This window comes from Hyphomonas chukchiensis, assembly GCF_000682695.1.
Taxonomy (GTDB): domain Bacteria; phylum Pseudomonadota; class Alphaproteobacteria; order Caulobacterales; family Hyphomonadaceae; genus Hyphomonas; species Hyphomonas chukchiensis.
Window position 1 is genome coordinate 45,669 of the sequence record NZ_AWFG01000001.1, and the last position, 19,143, is coordinate 64,811.

Annotated in this window: 19 protein-coding genes; 5 read left to right on the forward strand and 14 right to left on the reverse strand. The window is 62.4% G+C overall.

Translation table 11 applies throughout. The features are described from left to right. Window positions 1-29: 29 nt before the first annotated feature. Genes HY30_RS00240 through HY30_RS00255 form a run of 4 tightly spaced genes read left to right on the forward strand, consistent with a single transcriptional unit; the run spans window position 30 to window position 3,757 of the window. Entirely contained in the window at window positions 30-497 is a 468-nt protein-coding gene (locus HY30_RS00240; protein WP_034735775.1) for a hypothetical protein, read from the forward strand. Continuing rightward, entirely contained in the window at window positions 481-2,046 is a 1,566-nt protein-coding gene (locus HY30_RS00245; RefSeq protein WP_034735777.1) for an L-aspartate oxidase, read from the forward strand. Before HY30_RS00240 ends, HY30_RS00245 begins: the two co-directional genes overlap by 17 nt. A 3-nt stretch (window positions 2,047-2,049) precedes the next feature. Next, window positions 2,050-2,904, forward strand: a complete 855-nt coding sequence (gene nadC / locus HY30_RS00250; RefSeq protein ID WP_034735779.1) for a carboxylating nicotinate-nucleotide diphosphorylase — start codon at window positions 2,050-2,052, stop codon at window positions 2,902-2,904. A 43-nt stretch (window positions 2,905-2,947) separates the two neighbouring features. Further along, window positions 2,948-3,757 (forward strand): SDR family oxidoreductase, encoded by an 810-nt coding sequence (locus HY30_RS00255; RefSeq protein ID WP_034735781.1) that lies wholly within the window; start codon window positions 2,948-2,950, stop codon window positions 3,755-3,757. Here HY30_RS00255 and HY30_RS00260 read toward each other — a convergent pair. The 12 genes from HY30_RS00260 to HY30_RS00310 form a co-directional block, all read right to left on the reverse strand. Beyond that, window positions 3,754-4,410 carry an O-methyltransferase gene (locus HY30_RS00260; protein ID WP_034735783.1) on the reverse strand — a complete coding sequence of 219 codons (657 nt, stop codon included), beginning with the start codon at window positions 4,408-4,410 and terminating at the stop codon, window positions 3,754-3,756. The two genes, HY30_RS00255 and HY30_RS00260, sit on opposite strands and share 4 nt — an antisense overlap. Before the next feature lie 9 nt (window positions 4,411-4,419). Continuing rightward, complete coding sequence (locus HY30_RS00265; RefSeq protein WP_241765600.1) at window positions 4,420-5,550, reverse strand: cell wall hydrolase; 1,131 nt, start codon at window positions 5,548-5,550, stop codon at window positions 4,420-4,422. Between the two features lie 387 nt (window positions 5,551-5,937). Further along, a complete protein-coding gene (gene ppdK / locus HY30_RS00270) occupies window positions 5,938-8,631 on the reverse strand; it encodes a pyruvate, phosphate dikinase (protein ID WP_051614539.1) in 2,694 nt (897 codons plus the stop codon). A 217-nt stretch (window positions 8,632-8,848) separates the two neighbouring features. Further along, window positions 8,849-11,119, reverse strand: coding sequence for a glycine--tRNA ligase subunit beta (gene glyS, locus HY30_RS00275; protein WP_034735785.1), 2,271 nt, complete (start codon window positions 11,117-11,119; stop codon window positions 8,849-8,851). Window positions 11,120-11,214: 95 nt separating this feature from the next. Next, window positions 11,215-11,742, reverse strand: coding sequence for a hypothetical protein (locus HY30_RS00280; protein ID WP_034735787.1), 528 nt, complete (start codon window positions 11,740-11,742; stop codon window positions 11,215-11,217). Between the two features lie 95 nt (window positions 11,743-11,837). Beyond that, entirely contained in the window at window positions 11,838-12,203 is a 366-nt protein-coding gene (locus HY30_RS00285) for a hypothetical protein (protein ID WP_034735790.1), read from the reverse strand. Window positions 12,204-12,287: 84 nt separating this feature from the next. Then, a complete protein-coding gene (locus HY30_RS00290) occupies window positions 12,288-13,184 on the reverse strand; it encodes a glycine--tRNA ligase subunit alpha (protein ID WP_034735792.1) in 897 nt (298 codons plus the stop codon). Window positions 13,185-13,246: 62 nt separating this feature from the next. Then, window positions 13,247-13,381 carry a hypothetical protein gene (locus tag HY30_RS20560; protein ID WP_277812943.1) on the reverse strand — a complete coding sequence of 45 codons (135 nt, stop codon included), beginning with the start codon at window positions 13,379-13,381 and terminating at the stop codon, window positions 13,247-13,249. A 192-nt stretch (window positions 13,382-13,573) separates the two neighbouring features. Further along, on the reverse strand, window positions 13,574-14,344 hold the full coding sequence (locus HY30_RS00295) for a hypothetical protein (protein WP_034735794.1): 771 nt from the start codon (window positions 14,342-14,344) through the stop codon (window positions 13,574-13,576). A 280-nt stretch (window positions 14,345-14,624) separates the two neighbouring features. Beyond that, window positions 14,625-15,353, reverse strand: coding sequence for a tRNA1(Val) (adenine(37)-N6)-methyltransferase (locus tag HY30_RS00300; protein ID WP_034735796.1), 729 nt, complete (start codon window positions 15,351-15,353; stop codon window positions 14,625-14,627). Beyond that, the gene (locus HY30_RS00305; RefSeq protein WP_034735797.1) at window positions 15,350-15,556 is read right to left on the reverse strand and encodes a putative signal transducing protein; all 207 of its coding nucleotides are present in this window, start codon (window positions 15,554-15,556) and stop codon (window positions 15,350-15,352) included. Before HY30_RS00305 ends, HY30_RS00300 begins: the two co-directional genes overlap by 4 nt. Further along, window positions 15,556-16,023, reverse strand: a complete 468-nt coding sequence (locus HY30_RS00310) for a CC0125/CC1285 family lipoprotein (protein WP_051614543.1) — start codon at window positions 16,021-16,023, stop codon at window positions 15,556-15,558. The genes HY30_RS00305 and HY30_RS00310 overlap by 1 nt, the downstream gene beginning before the upstream one ends. A gap of 183 nt (window positions 16,024-16,206) precedes the next feature. Here HY30_RS00310 and HY30_RS00315 point away from each other — a divergent pair, with 183 nt between their 5' ends. Next, entirely contained in the window at window positions 16,207-17,220 is a 1,014-nt protein-coding gene (locus HY30_RS00315) for a polyprenyl synthetase family protein (RefSeq protein ID WP_034735801.1), read from the forward strand. Here HY30_RS00315 and HY30_RS00320 read toward each other — a convergent pair. Further along, the gene (locus HY30_RS00320; RefSeq protein WP_034735802.1) at window positions 17,217-18,251 is read right to left on the reverse strand and encodes a glycosyltransferase family 4 protein; all 1,035 of its coding nucleotides are present in this window, start codon (window positions 18,249-18,251) and stop codon (window positions 17,217-17,219) included. The two genes, HY30_RS00315 and HY30_RS00320, sit on opposite strands and share 4 nt — an antisense overlap. Continuing rightward, entirely contained in the window at window positions 18,251-19,135 is an 885-nt protein-coding gene (locus HY30_RS00325; RefSeq protein WP_034735804.1) for a 4-(cytidine 5'-diphospho)-2-C-methyl-D-erythritol kinase, read from the reverse strand. The genes HY30_RS00320 and HY30_RS00325 overlap by 1 nt, the downstream gene beginning before the upstream one ends. Window positions 19,136-19,143 lie beyond the last annotated feature (8 nt).

Sequence of the window (19,143 nt, forward strand, 5' to 3'; positions counted from 1 at the left end):
GTTTTGGCAAAGGCACAGAGGAGTTCCGCATGTTTCCGGTCAGGTTCCGTCTCGCGGCGGCAGCTGCGCTATCCCTGCTTGCGTGCCTCCCGGCTTCGGCCGGTAACGACAAGGCCACTGACAAGACGGACGTCCTTGGCACCTGGAGCTTCCAGACGCGCCCCTATCGCAATGGTGAATGCGTCATGACCGGCACGATGAACCTCTCCCCTCATCCGGATGAGGGGAAATATACGTGCGAGCTGACGGCGGTGGAGATGTGCACCTTCTGGGGCCGTTCGGTCGTGCGCCAGTCCTGCCAGGCCAGCCGCTTTGGCAACCAGGTCTCCATCCGTTCCCAGATCGAGGAAATGCTGGAGTCCAAGGTCGAAGGCCTGATCTACATGCCCGACAATTTCACGCTGACAATCGAATCCGCTGACCGCATGTTCGGCGCGCTCGTCTCTGCGGTCACGGCGCCGGCCGAATTCCGCCGAGCCAATGACGGGATATCCTGATCCAGTGACCGGGGGGAACATACAAACCATTACCGCGCCAGCAGCGGCCGCGAGCGACGTGCTCATCGTGGGCGCAGGCCTGGCCGGCCTCTTCCTTGCGCTTGAGCTTGCCCCGCGCCGCTGCCTCGTCATCTCGCCTGCACCGCTAGGCCAGGCCGCTTCGTCAGCCTGGGCGCAGGGCGGTCTCGCTGCAGCGCTTGATCCGCTGGATAGCCCGGAACAGCACGCCCGCGACACGATCAATGCCGGGGCAGGTCTCGTCGACCCGATCATCGCCCGCCTCATCGCCGAGGAAGGCCCGGCGCGTGTGCGCGACCTTATTTCCCTTGGCGTCCCGTTTGATCGCACGCCTGACGGCGCCCTCGCTTTGTCGCTCGAAGCCGCCCACAGCCGCCCGCGTGTGGCGCGTGTGGCGGGCGACCTTGCCGGCAAGGCCATCATGGATGCTCTCGTAGCGGCCGTGGCAGCCTCAACCCACATCACCGTTATCGAAGGCGTGCGCGCTGTCGGTCTGCTGCAGGACGACAATAACCGTGTCGCCGGCGTCGTCCTGCGCGACGCCGCCGGCAACCTCACCACTCAGACCGCCCGCCAGACCGTGCTCTGCACAGGTGGCACAGGCGGCCTTTTCCAGGTCACGACCAATCCGCGCGAAGCACGCGGCGACGCCATTGCCATGGCCTATGAGGCAGGCGCACTCATCGCCGACGTCGAGTTCGTCCAGTTCCACCCCACCGCCATCGATATCGGCCGCGATCCCGCGCCACTCGCCACTGAAGCCCTGCGCGGCGAAGGCGCCACGCTGCGCAACCGCGACGGCACGCGCTTCATGGCCAATTATCACACGCTGGAAGAGCTCGCCCCGCGCGATGAAGTCGCCCGCGCGATCCATTCCGAACGCGCCGCCGGCCGGGGGGCCTTCCTCGACTGCCGCACAGCCGTCGGCACGCATTTCCCGGAACATTTCCCTACCGTGTTTGGCGCGTGCAAAAGCGCCGGCATTGACCCACGGTTCGACATGATCCCGATTGCGCCTGCCGCGCACTATCACATGGGCGGCATCGTGGCGGATTTTTGGGGCCGCTCCACGCTGAACGGATTATCCGTCTGCGGTGAATGCACCTCCACCGGCGCACATGGCGCCAACCGCCTCGCCTCCAATTCCCTTCTGGAAGCCGTGGTCTTCTCCCATCGCATTGCCGCGCACCTGCGCAATGCAGACCTTGATGAGCCCGGCGCCTCGACGGCCGCTATTCCGGCCTCCTTGCCGCATGACGCCCTCCAGACGCTCCGTGGCGAAATGTCTGCCAAGTGCGGCGTGGTGCGTGACGCGACAGGCCTGACGGACCTTATCGATACGATCGACACGCTTCGCGACAAGCATGGCACGGCCCGGCCCCTCATCACCGCTGGCCTGATGGCCCATGCCGCCCTTTCCCGGCACGAGAGCCGCGGCGGACATTACCGCAGTGACTTCCCGGACACCGGCGAGCCTGAACGCCAGTTCCTGCTTCGCGATTTCAAAGACACAGCTGAAGAGATTGCCTGATACATGAGCCCAGTGCCCCCGCCCCTGCCCGCCATCATCCTCGATCCCATCGTGCGCCTCGCGCTCACCGAGGACCTTGGCCGCGCAGGCGACCTGACCACCGACGGGACGATCTCGCCTGAAACAAAAATGAGCGTTGTCATTGCGGCGCGCCAGCCAGGCGTGATCGCCGGCCTTGATGCTGCCGCCTACGCGCTGCACCTGATCGACCCCGCGATGCGGCTCTCGATCGAAAAGCCGGACGGCAGCGCCATTGTGCCCGGCGACGTCATCGGCCGCCTCGACGGCACAGCCCGCTCGATCCTGACGGCCGAACGCACGATGCTGAACTTCATTGGCCGGCTCTCCGGCGTCGCCACGCTGACACGCAAATTTGTCGAAACAGTCGCGCACACCGATGCGCACATCGTCTGTACACGCAAGACAACACCGGGCCATCGGGCCCTTGAGAAGCGCGCCGTGCGCTGCGGCGGCGGAACGGCCCATCGCTACGGTCTCGATGACGCCATCCTGATCAAGGATAATCACATTGCGGCCTGCGGATCGATTGCCGAAGCCATGACGCGCGCCAAGGCCTATGCCGGTCACCTGCGCATGATCGAGATCGAGGTCGATACGCTCGACCAGCTGGAAGAAGCGCTGAAGTTCACGCCCCATGCCGTGTTGCTCGACAATATGGATACGGACATGTTGCGCCGGGCCGTCGCGATGATCGGCGGCCGCGTCACGGCAGAAGCCTCAGGCGGGGTAAACATCTCCACCGTTGCCGCCATTGCCGAAACCGGCGTTGATTTCATCTCCGTCGGCGCGCTCACCCATTCCGCACCAAACCTTGACGTGGGGCTGGATGTCGTCTGACACTCAAAGTTGACGGCACAACTTCTCGCATGAAGGACAGGGCATGACCCGATCGGGCGGACGCAAGAGTATATTCATCACCGGCGCAGCCTCCGGCATCGGCGCCGAAACGGCGCGCTACTTCTCCAAACGCGGCTGGTATTGCGGCCTCTATGATGTGAACTCCGCCAGCCTTGCCCAGGTCGCGGACGAGATCGGCATCCAGAACTGTCATGTCGCCACGCTGGACGTGCGCAAGCGGCCCGACTGGACGGCAGCCGTAAAGGGCTTCGGCGAGGCCACCGAAGGCGCCATGAATGTGCTCTTCAACAATGCGGGCATCGGCCGGCATGGCTGGTTCGAGGATGTCGCCCCGGAAGACAATGACTCCGTCATCGACGTGAACCTCAAGGGCGTCATCAACGGTGTCCATGCCTGCCTCCCCCTGCTGAAGGCGACACCAGCCTCGCGCATCGTCAACACGGCCTCCACGGCCGGTATCGTGGGCTCTCCCCAACTCGCCGTCTATTCGGCCACCAAGTTTGCCGTGCGCGGCCTGACAGAGGCCCTCGACGCCGAATTCCGCGATCTCGACATTCGCGTGACCAGCCTGATGCCCTGGTTTGTCGACACGCCCATCCTCGACATGGGCGCCAGTGAGGGCGCCAATGTGAAAATGTCGGATCAGCTGCGTGAGAACGGCATGACCGTCTATCCGGTCTCCATGGCCGCCGAACGCGCCTGGGACGCGGCCCATGGCAAGGAAACGCATTACATGGTCGGCAAGGACGCCGAACGCGCCCGCTTCATGACACGCTGGCTGCCCGGTGCCATCCGCAAGCGTGTGAGAGCCAGCGTTCCACCGCGCAGCTAGGCGCGCTTGCGGGCAATCGCCAGTCCGTCATGACCTTTGCGGCCAACCTGCTGCAGCACGATCGACTCAAATTGCGGATGCGATGACAGGCGCCGATTGAACTCAGCTGCTCCCCGCGCCATCACATCGTCCACTGGCGGCTCGATCACCGCGCCCTTGCGGATGACATTATCGGCCAACAAAAGGCCACCGGGCGCCAGCAGCCGGGCCGCCTCTTCCAGATAATCGGGATATTGATCCTTGTTGGCATCGAGGAATGCGAGGTCGAAGGGGCCTTGCAGTGCCTGAAGGCTCTCCAGTGCCGCCCCCTCGATCACACGACAAACATCGTCCAGACCGGCCAGCCTGAATGTCTCACGCGCAAATGCGGCATGCGCCCTGTCCAGTTCGAGCGTGGTCATCTGGCCGCCAGCCGGCAATGCGCGCGCCATCCAGACGGTCGAGTAGCCACCCAGTGTGCCGACCTCCAGCATGCGGGTCGCGCCGGTCAGCTTGGCCATAAGGTAAAGGAACTTGCCCTGCCCGGCTGAAACTTCGATCTCGGGCAAGCCTGCGTCCCGCGCCCGATCCCGAATAGTCTCAAGAATCATATCCTCGGATGCAAAAAGACCGTCGATATAGGCATCGACGGTCTCAAAGATCTTGTCCTGCATCAGGCTCGCCTACTGAAGCGCCGAGCCATTCACATCATTGCTGGCCACCGTAATGCCGGTCTGCTTGGCCATGTAGGCGGCAACCTTGTCGGCATTGCTTGGCGTGTTCAGTTCAGGCTCGACATAGTCAACCGACTTGATCGTGGTCAGGCGCGGGGCGCCATTCGTGATCGTGCGGTCGGAGGTCGTGACAGTCGCCGGCGCAATCGTCGGCGCTTCAACCGTCTGGATATAGGATGTGGCCGCGCCATCAACCGGCGTGATCACCTCATCCGCGCTGAGCGAAGCCATACGCACTTCCGCCCGCTTGGCTTCATAACCCTTGCGTACGCTGGCCCATTCGGAACCGCGCGGGAAGCGATAGAAAACATGCATTCCGATCTTGTCGGTCTTCACGAGGCCTGCACTCCAGATCGGATCGACATAGGTGGCGTGATAGTGGGTTGCGCCGCCCGTATTGTCGACGCTGAGGTTCATCATGACGTGCGCCGCGATCGTCTTGGCGCGTTCCCAGTTGCGGCCCATCGGCGGCGTGTCGAGCGCACCGTCACAGGTGAACGTGAACTGGCAGCCCGTCGTGCGGGTCGCACCCTGGAACACGACGCCACAGGCGGTGTCAGGATAGCGATGGTCGCGCATGCGGTTGGCGATGACTTCGGCAACGGCCAGCTGGCCATCGATCGGCTCGTGCGCCGATTCATAATACACGGCCTGCGCCATGCACTTCTGTTCCGCGCTGATCGCCTCGGCGCGCTTGATATGTTCGGGGCGGAAGCTGACCAGCGAGCTCAGTGCGGCGCCATCGCGGTCGCGCATGGCAAAGCGGCTCATCGAGGAACCCGTGTCGCGCTCCAGCGTATATTCAACGGTACGCATCCACGGCGTATCGAGCAGGGCTGGCGTATAGGCGGCAGAACGCACGCTCACACCGCCGTCTTCCATGCTGGCAAGGCGTACAGCCTGCTCGCGGAAATCGGCATCCGCCCGCTTTTCGGCCTGAATCTGGCCGACCATAGGCAAAGTGACGGTCGCAGCTACGGCGCAGACAGCGATTGTAGCGCCGCGGACAAAAATATCTCGCTGTTCGTCGTCTGTCATCGTCATCCACCAACGCTTGAGCTTCTCTCGGAGCCCACTCATTGGCGTCAGAGTCGCCCGTCGTGGTTTAAGAACCCTTAACAACATCACCGCTCCCCAATCCCCGGCAGACGATATGACTTCGTCATTTTGACCCGAGCGTATTTGGTTTGACTAAAATTCAGAGACCGTTTCGGCCCCGCTTCTAGGCGGGAAGTAGGCGGCCAGCCCCCTTCCTAGCAAGAACTCAGCCAGTTCCGTCAGTGACATTTCCGAAAGGTGAATCCGGCATGTGTAGGTGAAATTCGCGTAATGTACGAAAACACCCACGCACTCTGTTGAATTTCATAAGAATTTATGACCCGCCCCGGTGGGGCAGGTCATTGGCACTCAAAGCACGTGTGGCAAAACTACAACACCGTTTTGCCATCGAAACGAGCGGCTTGCCGTCTATTTAAGCGATTCTTTGAGGGCAGCGTGTGCCGCAGCGAGACGCGCAATCGGCACCCGGTAGGGTGAGCAGGAGACATAATCGAGGCCGGTGCGATGGCAGAACGCCACCGAAGCCGGGTCACCACCATGCTCGCCACATATCCCAAGTTTAATGTTCGGACGGGTCTTTCGGCCGCGTTCAGCAGCGATTTTCACCAGTTCGCCCACACCAACCTGATCCAGCGTCACGAAGGGGTCTTTTTCGTAAATGCCCTTGTCCTCATAGATCTTGAGGAACCGGCCAGCATCATCCCGCGAAATGCCCAGCGTCGTCTGCGTCAGGTCATTGGTGCCGAACGAGAAGAACTCGGCCGAACTGGCAATATCAGCGGCCTGCAGCGCAGCGCGCGGCAGCTCGATCATCGTGCCAACCATGTATTCCAGCGTCGTGCCGGTCTCGGCGAACACGGCCTGAGCGGCCTCGTCGACCACCTTCTTCAGGATCTGAAGCTCCTTGTGGGTAGCCACAAGCGGGATCATCACTTCCGGAATGGGCTGGCGGCCCGTCTCTTTCGACACGTTCACTGCAGCTTCAAAGATCGCCCGCGCCTGCATCTCGTAGATTTCTGGATACGTAATGCCGAGGCGGCAACCGCGGTGTCCCAGCATGGGATTGCTCTCATGCAGGTCAGCGGCGCGGCGCTTCAGCTCTTCGACCGACACACCGGAGGCTTTCGCCACTTCGTCCATGTCGGCATCGGAATGCGGCAGGAACTCGTGCAGTGGCGGGTCGAGCAGACGGATCGTCACCGGCATTTCGCCGAGAATACGGAACAATTCCTCGAAATCGCTGCGCTGCATCGGCAGGAGCTTCGCAAGCGACTCGCGGCGGCCCTTCTCGTCATTCGAGAGGATCATCGCGCGCACTTCCGGAATGCGCTCGGCGTCGAAGAACATGTGCTCCGTGCGGCAAAGGCCAATGCCTTCCGCGCCGAAATCAACGGCCGTGCGGGCATCGAGCGCCGTTTCAGCGTTCGCGCGCACTTTCAGGCGGCGGGCCTTGTCGGCCCATTCCATCAGCGTGCCGAAATCGCCCGACAGGTCAGGTTGCATCATCTCGACAGCGCCCAGCATCACCTGGCCGGCAGCGCCGTCCACGGTGATCACGTCGCCCTTATTCACTTCACGGCCCATGACGCGGAACACGCCCTTGGCCGTATCGATCTGCAGGCCACCGGCGCCACAGACGCAAGGACGACCCATGCCGCGCGCCACAACGGCTGCGTGGCTGGTCATGCCGCCGCGCGCCGTCACGATGGCGCGGGCTGCGTGCATGCCCTTGATGTCCTCCGGGCTGGTCTCGATGCGAACGAGGATCACGTCCTCGCCCTTCTCGGCCAGTGCAAAGGCTTCCTCGCTGTCGAACACGACCTTGCCGACAGCTGCGCCGGGGCTTGCCGGCAGGCCGGTCACGATCACGTCGCGCTTGGCATTGTCGGCAATGGTCGGGTGCAGCAGCTGGTCGAGCTGTGATGGCTCAAGGCGCAGCACGGCTTCGTTCTCGGTGATGAGGCCTTCGCGGGCCATGTCGACTGCGATTTTCAGCGCGGCCGCGGCGGTGCGTTTCCCGTTACGGGTCTGCAGCATGTAGAGCCGGTCATTCTCGACCGTGAACTCCAGGTCCTGCATGTCTTTATAATGGCGCTCCAGCGTATTCGCGACGTCGCGCAGCTGGGCATAGACTTCCGGCATGGCTTCTTCGAGCGGCGCATCGCTCGAACCGAGCGTATCGGCCCGTTCGCGCGAGATTGGCGCCGGTGTGCGGATGCCCGCCACAACGTCTTCGCCCTGCGCATTGATCAGGTATTCGCCATAGAAGATCGGCTCGCCATTTGACGGGTCGCGCGTGAACGCGACGCCCGTAGCCGACGTTTCACCGAGGTTGCCGAACACCATGGACTGCACGGTAACGGCTGTGCCCCATTCGGCGGGAATATCGTTCAGCTTGCGATAGGTGATCGCGCGGTCGTTCATCCACGAGCCGAACACGGCCGAGATGGCGCCCCAGAGCTGTTCCTTCGGATCATCGGGGAATGGCTTGCCGAGCGCCTTTTCAACGGCTTCCTTGTAGGAAACGATCACGGCTTTCCAGTCTTCAGCCTGCATCTCGGTGTCGAGTTCAAAGCCCTGGCGCTCTTTATAATCGTCGAGGATATGCTCGAACGTGTCATGGCGCAGGCCAAGCACCACGTTGGAATACATCTGGATGAAGCGGCGATAGCTGTCATAGGCAAACCGGTCGCCGGCCAGCGTCGCAAGGCCCTTCACGGAGGCTTCGTTGAGGCCAAGGTTCAGCACGGTGTCCATCATGCCGGGCATCGAGGCGCGCGCGCCCGAGCGCACGGAAACGAGCAGCGGGTTTTCCGGATCGCCAAAGCCCTTGCCGGATTCCTTCTCCAGCGCGATCAGCGCAGCGTCCACCTGCGGCGCGAGCGTGGAAGGATAATCGCGGCCCAACTCGTAATAAGCGGTGCAAACAGCGGTCGAGATGGTGAAGCCGGGCGGCACAGGCAGGCCAAGCTTGGCCATTTCAGCAAGGTTAGCGCCCTTGCCACCGAGCAGGTTCTTCATCGACGCATCGCCGTCGGCCGTCCCGCCGCCGAACCCGTAAACCCAGGTCTGTTCTGCGTGTTTCAAAGCCGGTTCACCCATGTACTTCACCTTTTTATCGACCGTGTGGATCAGATTCCTGCCACAAAACCTGCAATTCCTATGCTGCATTGCAACCGGTATTGCCAGACCCTGACGTGCGTGAAATCGCCCATCGCGCTAGTTTTCTGTACGACCCCACCCGGAGTCAAACATGCGTGGCCCATATGCCACGCATTGGTAAACGCCTTGCATCCGCAATCGTTCAGAATTGGGGCAGTCAGCCCTCAATCAGCGAAAAATCGGCAACCTTGTGAAGGTTAGCGCGAACATCGCTGAGAAGGGCCAGGCGGTTGGCCCGCACGGCCGGGTCATCATCATTCACCATGACGCCCTCGAAGAAGGCATCGACCGGCCCGCGCAGCTTGGCCAGTTCGCCCATCGCCCCGGCAAAATCTTCTGCTTCAAGCGGCGCAACAATCGCCTCGCCGACACTGGACAGCGCCGCATAAAGCGCCTGCTCTTCCTTGGGGCCCTTTTTGATGAGGGCGGCATCGACGGAAAGGTTCTCCGGCAGCGCGCCCTTCTTCTCTTCGGCCTTCAGGATATTGGCCGCCCGCTTGTAACCCGCCAGCAGCGTCGCGCCGTCCTCCGTATCAAGGAAGGCGCCAATAGCCTCAACCCGCCGCGTGATCAGCACGAGGTCATCCAGCTTTTCGTCACCCCGAACTCCGTCGACATCGATGCCTTGTCCCTTGAGAACCGTTGCTGCCGAAACGAGGTCGTGCCGAGACCCGTTGTCTCGCAAAAATACTTCGAGTCTTGTAACTAAGAAGTCGCGAAGGTCGCCGCTGATTGTGATTGTAGGTAGCAGTTGCGCGTTGATCCCAGACTTGAACAAACTCGTTTCCGAGTATCGATTTTCAAATGAGCGAAGTAGCGCACGACGTGCCACTTCCGATTCAGCTGGTGCTATGGCACGCAGCATTTCTTCAAGCTGCTTTCGTGCTTCAATAATTGGGTGCTTGATGAAGTGCTGGAGGAGAAGTCGTCCAATAATTAGGACCAACTCCAAACGAACGCCATTCTCCAACACAATCCGCACAACCCCCAGCGCCGCACGCCGCAGCGCAAACGGGTCTTTCGATCCGGTTGGCTTCTCATCAATCGCCCAGAAGCCCACCAGCGTATCCAGCTTGTCGGCCAGCGCCACGGCGATGCTGACCGGATCGGTCGGCACAGCATCTGACGGGCCCTGCGGCTTGTAATGGTCACGGATCGCATCGGCGACTGACGCAGGCTCGCCCGCCTCCAGCGCATAATAGCGCCCCATCACGCCCTGCAGCTCCGGGAACTCGCCAACCATTTCGGAGACGAGGTCGGCCTTGCACAGCCGCGCCGCGCGCTCGGCCAGATCGGCATCTGCGCCCACAGCCGGCGCCAGTTCCCGCGCCAGAGCCGCCACGCGCTCCACCTTGTCGCCAAGGCTGCCCAGCTCTTCCTTGAACGCAATCGTCGACAGCTTCTTCGCCATCTCGTCCAGCGGCGTCGCCTTGTCCTTCTCCCAGAAGAAGCGCGCATCGGAGAGACGCGCCGACAGAACCCGCGCATTGCCCGCCGCGATCTGTTTACCACCATCAGACGCGTCGATATTGGCGACGACAATGAAATGCGGCGCCAGCTTGCCGGTCCTGGCATCGTTTACGGCAAAGTATTTCTGGTGCGTGCGCATCGACAGCGTGATGACTTCCGGCGGCAGGTCCAGGAAGTCCGGGTCCATGTCGCCCAGCACCACGACCGGCCATTCGGCGAGCCCCGTCACTTCTTCCAGCAGCCCTGAATCTTCCACCCAGGTCAGCCCCGCCTTGGCGCACACGTCCGTAATGCCCTTGGCGATCACATCGCGCCGCGCATCGCGCGTCAGCCGCACATGGCCTTCGCCTTCCAGCTGTTTTGAATAGTCCTCCCAGCCCGTCACGGTGAACGGCCCGCGCCCGTGGACACGGTGGCCCTCGGTCTCGTTGCCGCTGGCAAGGCCATCGACGTCAAACGGCACAATCGCGCCATCCAGAACGCAGAGAATCCGCTGCAGCGGGCGCACCCAGCGCAGCTCGCCTGTGCCCCAGCGCATGCTCTTCGGCCAATGGAAGCCACGAATGATCGCCGGCACAGCCTCGGCCACAACGTCCGCTGTCAGGCGGCCCGGCTTGTCCAGCATGGCAACATAGAAGTCGCCCTTCTTGGGGTCGCTGCGCACTTCTGCCTGGTCAATCGAGGTAAGCCCCGCGCCCTTCAGGAAGCCCGCAATCGCCTGCTCCGGTGAGCCGACCTTCGGACCTTTACGCTCTTCGGCCACATCAGCCGATTTCACCGGCAGGCCTGTCACATGAACAGATAGCCGACGCGGCCCGCTGGCCGTCTCCAGCGCGTCAAAGCCGAGGCCGGCCGCCTTCAGCGCGTCGCCTAGCGCCTTGCCAAGGTCAGCCTCGGCCTTGGCCTGCATGCGCGCAGGGATTTCCTCGCAAAAGATCTCGAGCAGAAGGTCAGCCATGGGGAGTCCAGCCGTTGGAAAGTGAGACTGCACGGCATAGACGCGCCTGCGCCGGGGTCAAGACTTGCGCGCCAGATCACATGGCCTGTGGCAATCTAAACGCCGCACGTTCCGGTAAAGGGCACCGCGGTCCCGCTTTCCGGCTGGGTCACCTGGATCGTGCCTTCATAGCTCTTGTACTCGAACCCGTCGCCGACCTCCGTTACTTCCAGTTGGACCATCAGGCCTCGCGCCTCATTGGCATAAAGCCATGTGCTGGTGCCTTCAGTGTCCGTCTTGGAAACTTCTTTCAGCGCCACGGGTTCGCCCTCAAGGCCCACGGCGGCGGGCGCCGGTACGCCGGCAATCTCGGTCATGAACAGCAGCGGTCCCGGTTCGCTGTCGGCGTTCACAGCGCGGAAGCTGCAATAGATTTCATTGGTGGCAGGCGTGAAGTCCGTAAGCTCCCAGGCAGAGGCCTCGTCGGCCTTCTCGATCGGCACGGGCTCCTGCGTCACACTCGGCATCTCGGCCGCTTCGGTTTCGGTCACGCTGGCGCCGGGCTCAGGCGCAGCTGTTTGCGGGCCGCACGCAGCAAGTCCGGCAGCGAGCGCAAGGGCGGATAAGGCAGATGTGAATTTCATGGGCAGGTCTCCTCTGCCCATACCTACGCTTGGACGCCCAATCCGTTTCAATCAGGAAGGGCGGGCCTCTTCCTGCGCGGCCAGATCCCGTCTCGCTAGCAATTGCCTATGGTGTCGGGGTTCCAGACATCCGATTCTATCTCAAACTGCGCCGGGGCGTAGACATAGCCCACACCTTTGGTCTGTCCGGGCGATATATAGTGCTTGCCTTCGAAACTATGCCCGCTCGTCGAGGCATTCGGCGCGAGGGTCAGGCCAAGGCAGATCGGATAGGTGTTGTTGTTCTGCGCCCAGAAGTTCCAGTAGCGGTCACCTTCGAAACTCTCTTCAAAGTCGCTGTAAATAAAGATGTTCTGGTCGTTGTATAGCGTCTCGCGCTCGAGCAAAGTCGGCTCGTACATGGTCTCGCAGCCGCCAAGGGAGAGCAGGCCAAGCGAGGCGACGAAAAGGCTGATTTTCATAAAGGTCTCCGCAGATAAGACCTGTAACGTTACTAGCAGTTTCAGGATTTGCCAATCTGAGCAAAACGTGCCGTTTCAGCCTGATTACCCTCTCGCATCTTCCTGCTCTGCCCACTGGGCCGCCGCGCCGCGCGCAAGGTCGCGCACGCGGGCAATATAGGCCTGACGCTCGGTCGGGCTGATGGCGCCGCGCGCATCAATCAGGTTGAATGTGTGGCTGGCTTTCAGCGCATAATCATAGGCTGGCAGCGGCTTGCCCGCATCGCGCAGCGCGTTCGACTGGCTCTCGCAATCAGCAAACCAGCGTTTCAGCATCTCGACATCGGAATGTTCGAAATTGAAGGCGCTCTGCTGGCGCTCATTCTCGAGGAACACGTCGCCATAGGTCAGCGGCACGGCGCTGTCCGGATCGTTGAACGGCAGGTCGTACACATTGTCGACACCGAACACATACATCGCGAGGCGCTCAAGCCCGTAGGTCAGCTCGCCGGAGACCGGGAACACGTCGAGCCCGCCGACCTGCTGGAAATAGGTGTACTGGCTGACTTCCATCCCGTCGCACCAGACTTCCCAGCCGAGCCCCCACGCGCCGACGGTCGGGTTCTCCCAATCGTCTTCCACAAAGCGGATATCGTGCACCATCGGATCGATGCCGATCTTGTAGAGGCTTGTCAGGTAAAGGTCCTGCAGATTGGCCGGGTTCGGCTTCAGGATCACCTGGAACTGGTAATAATGGCCAAGCCGGTTCGGGTTTTCGCCGTAGCGCCCGTCCTTCGGTCGCCGCGACGGCTGCACATAGGCGGCGCGCCAGTTCTTCGGCCCGAGGGCCCGCAGCACCGTGCCCGGGTGCAGCGTGCCGGCGCCGACTTCCATATCATAGGGCTGCAGGATCGCGCAGCCCTGCTCGGCCCAATAGGCCTGCAGCGTCAGGATCAGGTCCTGGAAGGATTTCGGTTTCGGTTGGGCTTTGGGCGCAGGCATGGGGCATGTCCGGAAATTGTGTATCGCCCGGACCTACAAGGCAGCGCCTTGGCGCGCAAGCGTCAGAGGCCTTTGGAGTCCGAGTGATCGGCCGATCCGGTCTTGCGTCCGGTCAGCGCCCGGTAAAACGCCGGATGCCCCAGCAGGGCGATACCGAAGCCGAAAATGACAGATCCGAATAGGAGAACGCCGAACATGATACAACGAGCCTTTCCTTGCCCTCATCCTCTACCTGAGGTGGGTAAGTGGCAAGTGTTTCCAAGTTGAATTCGGATGATGGGTCCGGGAATGGACTCGGAATACCCACGGAATTCCCGCTACTGGGCGATCGAATACCCTTCCATGACCCGTCGACGGGCCTCGGAAGGGTCACCCAAGGGCATTAGTGTTTATTGCGCCGCAGCGACCTCCGCGTCGAACTGGCCGACCTGCGCCCGCGCATTTGCCAGCGCGTTTTCCAGAAAATCACGCTGCTTCGCACTCGGTTCTGCAGCAAGCCCTACGAGGCTGACATCGATGATCCCGTTGAGATGCGAATAGATCGCCGTCGTGCCCCTATCCCAATCTCTCAGGACGTTCCGGGTCATGCCGACCAACTGGTTGTCCACTTTCGTCTTCTCCACGGCCGCCGCGACCAGGCCCCGATCGGCCGCCTGCCCGAACACGGCCGATACCGCCTTCAGGTGTTCATACCTGCCGCCGAAGAAGGGTTTATAGCTGCCCGCCTTGAAGATTTCGCCGAACGCCACCGCCTGTACATTCGCAGGCAGGCAATCGTCCCGCATGCAATCGCCCACCTGGTACAGGCCCTGCGGAGACCCGAGCAGGGCGGCTTGGGCGAAGTAGGCCATGCCCTTCCTTTTCTGGGCCGCACCAAAGGCTTCCTTGCTCCAGTACAACCAGCCGAGATTGGTGGCCGCTGCGGCGCCGCGCCAGGTGACATCGGAATAGGCCGGGCAGCGATAAGTGTCCGCGCAATTGCGGGCCGCGTCTTGCAGGGCCTTCAGGGCCGCTGCGTCACCGGCAAGCGCCTTGTCGCCCAGCGCATTCATCTCCTTTCGGGCAGCCGAATAGCCATCCGGAAACCTATCGGCCTGCGCCGCCTGCGGCAGGCACATGGCCGCGATCATGCCGAATGACACCAATATCCGCTTCATCATCTGTGCGTCCTCTTCGATCCCATAGGGTCAGGAAGGATAGAGCGACATGATTCAAAAGTAAAAATCGGGCCAAAAAGGCTCAGAAAGGGCCGCGATTACGGCGCTGCCGCTCAGAGCCCCGCCTGCGTTTCATTATCTGCCCTGAGGCGGCCGGATGCCCCATTATGGCGATCCAGCACCCCATCATGATCATCAGCCAGAACAGGACCGTAAGCATCGCAGCCTCCCAATTTGCGCGTCGATGGAACCGGATCAGTGTAGCAGAAGGCTACGCGGCGTCCTACCAGTCGATTGCCTCGCCCCGACGAATAGCTTCCAGCGCGGGGCTGGCGGTGCCATCCTCCAGGTGCGTCACCAGCGGCGTAAGCAGGCGCACGGGCCCACGTTTCAGGCCCTTGCGCCCGCGCACCAGCACCCGCCGTGCCTCCTCGCCCGGCTTGGATGCGACAGGCAGCACGGCGATGTCGCCTGTCTGACGGTCAAACCCGCTCAGAATGCGGGCCAGCTCAGCAGCGCGGTGAATCATGACGACCGGCGCCCGCGGTTTGGCGGCGAAGACCATTGCCTTGATCCAACCGGTCAGATCGAGGGATTCGAGATAGGCCTCCGCCTTGCCTTCGCCGGGAGCCGAGATCCGGCCCGGCTCGAAATAGGGTGGGTTGGCGAAAATAAGGTCGAACCGGTTCTCATGATCGCGGACCCACGCAGATGCCTCTCCTTCGGCGACCTCAACCCGCCCGTCAAAGCCGTTGAGGGTCACACCACGACGCGCCAAGATCACTGTCGCCGGCACCATTTCCACACCGGTCAGGCGCATATCGGGCATCCGGAAAGCGGCTGGCAACAAAGCGCCACCGCATCCACACCCCAACTCAAGTGCTTCACTGCCTGGCCGCTCCTGCAAGGCTGCAGCCAGCAGCAGAGAGTCGCTGCCGGCCCGGAATCCCTTCAATGGCTGAACCAGTTTTACGCGGCCCTGGTAGACCGTGTCCTGCGTCGTCGCGATCACCCGCGGTCGACTCCGGACAGGGCGTTCTCTGCCGCCCGCAATACGCCTTCGCGCACCATCACGCGGCGCGGAAAGGCGCCTATATTGCCCTCAATTGCAGACATGTGCTGGTCCGCCACGAAATATTCGATGCCCGCTTCCTGCAGCAAATGCTCAATGTACGAGAGTTTCACCAGATCATTGGTGCGGAAGACTTCCTCCATCAGGGCGCATTGCCCCGGAGATTTATATCGACCGACCGCGCATCATAGACCGATGGCCGGTCCGGCTTCTCGCCCTTCCCTGTGACGATGTCGATAACGGTGGTCACGTCCGCCCCGCTTGATCCAAGCGGGATACCAATGCCGACGCCCATGCCAACACCGCTGCCATATGATCCCCGCGATCCGCCGACACTGACCGACGAGCGCGGCCCGGAGCTGCCGGGATCCTGATCGGTGTAACCTCCAGTGATCTCGAACCAGTCACCACCTTCCTGAAGGGTGATCTCGGCCGCACGCAGCAACGCCATGTCATGCGAGCGGGCTGCATCCTTGTCGGTATAGGAAACGCGATAGCGCCCCTGTTCGATTTTCTGCGATGCATAGCCCGCTGCGCCATCGGAACGCGCAGGTCCGTAAGGCGTATGCGTTGTGCAGGCAGCGAGCAGGGCGAGAGCGGAGACGGCCATGAGTGTTTTCATGAGAGATATAAAGCGCAGAACCGGCATCTGTTCCAGCCCCACGCGCACAGCGCCTATGGCGACATGTGCAAACCTGCGCCATATAGCTGCGGCCCGGTGCCGCGTCGTCCTTGGCGCTTGCATCGCCTAAGTCTAGATAACAGCTTTGGCTGACCCAACAGGAGTAACTTCTTGACCCTCGCGCCGAGACCCAGATCCAAGGCGGCTATCGGTTCGATCGTCGAACGCATGCAGGAACTCGTTGCAGACGACCTCGCTGCGGTTGAAGTCCTGCTGGCCGAGCGCGCTGCAAGCCCTGTTGCCGTCATCCCCGATCTTTCCGGTTACATCGTCTCGGCCGGTGGCAAACGCCTGCGCCCCATGATCACGCTGATCTCTGCCCAGGCCGTCGGCAAGACGAGCCGTGCCACCCATGCGCTCGCAGCAGCTGTCGAATTTATCCACACGGCCACACTTCTTCACGATGATGTGGTTGACGAAAGCGATCTGCGGCGCGGCAAGCCCGCCGCCAAGGCGATCTGGGGCAACAAGGCCTCGATTCTCGTGGGTGACTTCCTGTTTGCCCGCGCCTTCAATCTTCTGGTCGAAACCAACAGTTTGGAAATCCTGAACCGGCTCGCCACCGCCTCAACCACGATTGCCGAAGGCGAAGTGCGCCAGCTCGCCGCCATGCAGGCGCGCGACCTGCCGACCGAAGACTATCTCGCCATCGTCGAAGCCAAGACCGGCGCCCTGTTCGAAGCGGCCGCCGAGACCGGCGCCATGTCGACAGGCAGCTCTGAACATGCCGCAGCGCTCGCCACCTATGGCAAGAATCTGGGGCTCGCCTTCCAGATCATTGATGATGTGCTCGACTATGGCGGCACAACAACGGTGATCGGCAAGTCGGTCGGCGACGATTTCCGCGAGTGCAAGATCACGCTTCCGGTCATCATTGCCCGCCGTCGCGGCTCGGATGAAGACCGCGCCTTCTGGGAACGCGCGCTGCATCCGGACACCCAGTCCGAGCAGGATCTCGCCCATGCCGTCCACCTGATCCGCGCAACGGGCGCGGCTGAGGCAACGGTGCAGGAAGCGGAAGCCTATGCGGCGCTGGCCAAGGGCGCGCTGCGCAGCCTGCCCCAGAGCGTCTACCGCGATGCGCTGGAAGATCTGGCTGATTTCTGCGTGGAACGCGCCTACTAGCGGCCTTCTTCAGCCAGTTTCCGGCCGAGCGTCAGCCGCTGCCAGATCCACAGGCCAATGCCTCCGATCCCGAGCAGGATGATGATGCGCGCGCCGATAATCGGCCCTAGGCCCAGAAGGCCCGCGCCGCACGCAAAGCTCATCGCCGCCCACAGGGCCGAGACCTTCCAGTGTGGCCACCCGTCCCGCAGCAATAGCTGATAGGCATGATCCCGGTGCGCCTCGAAGAGGTGTTTGCCAGCGCGGGCGCGCCAGATAAGGGTCAGGAACACGTCCACCAGGAAGGGCAGGATCAGGGTCACAGGCTCCCACACGGTCATCCGGCAGGCCACCATGAGGCCAGCCGCGCCCAGCAAGGCCCCCATCCCGAGCGCCCCTGTGTCGCCGGCAAACAACTTGCCGGCCATGTTCCAGGCAAGGAAGCCGAGGATCGCGGCAGCGGCGAGGGCCGCCAGATGGCTCATGATGGCTTCGTCAGCGGTATCGGGGTCGGTAATATCCAGCAATTTCAGCAGGATGGCGAAGGCGACGAGCATGATGGCCGCGCTGCCCATGGCGAGGCCATTGGCGCCGTCCATGAAGTTCGTGGCGTTCATAACGACAAACAGCCAGAGCCCGACGCCCAGTATCGAAAACCAGACCGGCAGCGGATAGCCTGCGCCCGGCCCGAACGGCATGTGGAAGTGACCGAGCCGCGGACCGAAGGCCGCCGCGAGTAGAGAAATCCCCCCCAGCAGCACGAGCTTACGCTTCGATTCCAGGCCCTTTATATCGTCATAAACACCAATGATAACAGCGAGAAGGATGAAAATCAGGAGCGACGCCAGCTCTATGCTGTAGATGGCGATCAGGTCTCCCGTCAGGCCAAGGCCAAAGGCGACCGTGGCGAAAATGGCGATGCCGCCGGAGGTCGGGACGGGGGCTTTCTGGGTCTTGCGTCCGCCGTCCGGCGCGTCCGTTACGCCGAGCCGGATCACCAGCCAGCAAAACAGGACCGAGATGATCGGCATGCCCAGAAGCACCAGGGTCATCACAGGATCGCGCCTCCCAGCAGCGTTGCGCGCACCCATGCTTCGGGTTGCTGCGCTTTCAGGAATTCGGCAGATTCCCGGGCGGCATCAAGGGTCTCGTACAGGCAGACAAAGGTGGCTCCTGAACCACTCATGCGGGTCATCAGGGGGCTTTTCGGACCGTTCAAGGTCCGTTCCGGGGACTTCAGGGCGGGATGAAGGGCAAGCGCGGGGGCTTCAAGGTCGTTTCGCTGGCCAGCCAGCCAGCCGACCAATCCGCCAAGATCGGCAAAGTCCGGCAAGGGCCCGCATTCCGTAAAATCGGCCCCACCACCTGCCGCGTCGAACGCGGCAAAGACCGGTCCGGTCGGACAGGCAATGCCGGGATTGAAAAGAATAGCGGGAATGGGTGCAGGCAGGCGCACTGGCGTGACCCGCTCCCCTTCCCCGCGCATGAAGGCAGGCTGACCGAGGAGGGCCACCGGCACATCACCGCCGAGCTGCGGCGCGACGGTGTGGGCATGGCGAGGGTTAATGTCCCAGAGGCGGGTCAGCAGGCGAAGGGCCGCCGCAGCGTCCGCAGAGCCGCCGCCAATGCCGGCTGCGACCGGCAGCGACTTTTCGAGATGAAGCGCCGCGCCGTGCCTGATGCCGGCTTCGGCCTGCAGCGCACGGGCCGCCTTGAGGACGAGATTGTCGGCTCCGGTGCCAGCTTCATCGGCGCCGGGGCCGGTGACAGACAGGGTCAGACTGTCGGAGGGCTCGACTGTCAGCCGGTCGGCGGCTTCCGGCCCGGCGAAGACGACGAGAGAGTCGAGCTCATGGCGCCCATTGGGTTTCACCGGGCCGACATGCAGGAAGAGGTTCACCTTGGCCGGCGCATATGTGCTGAATGAGGTCGGCATCGGCGGGG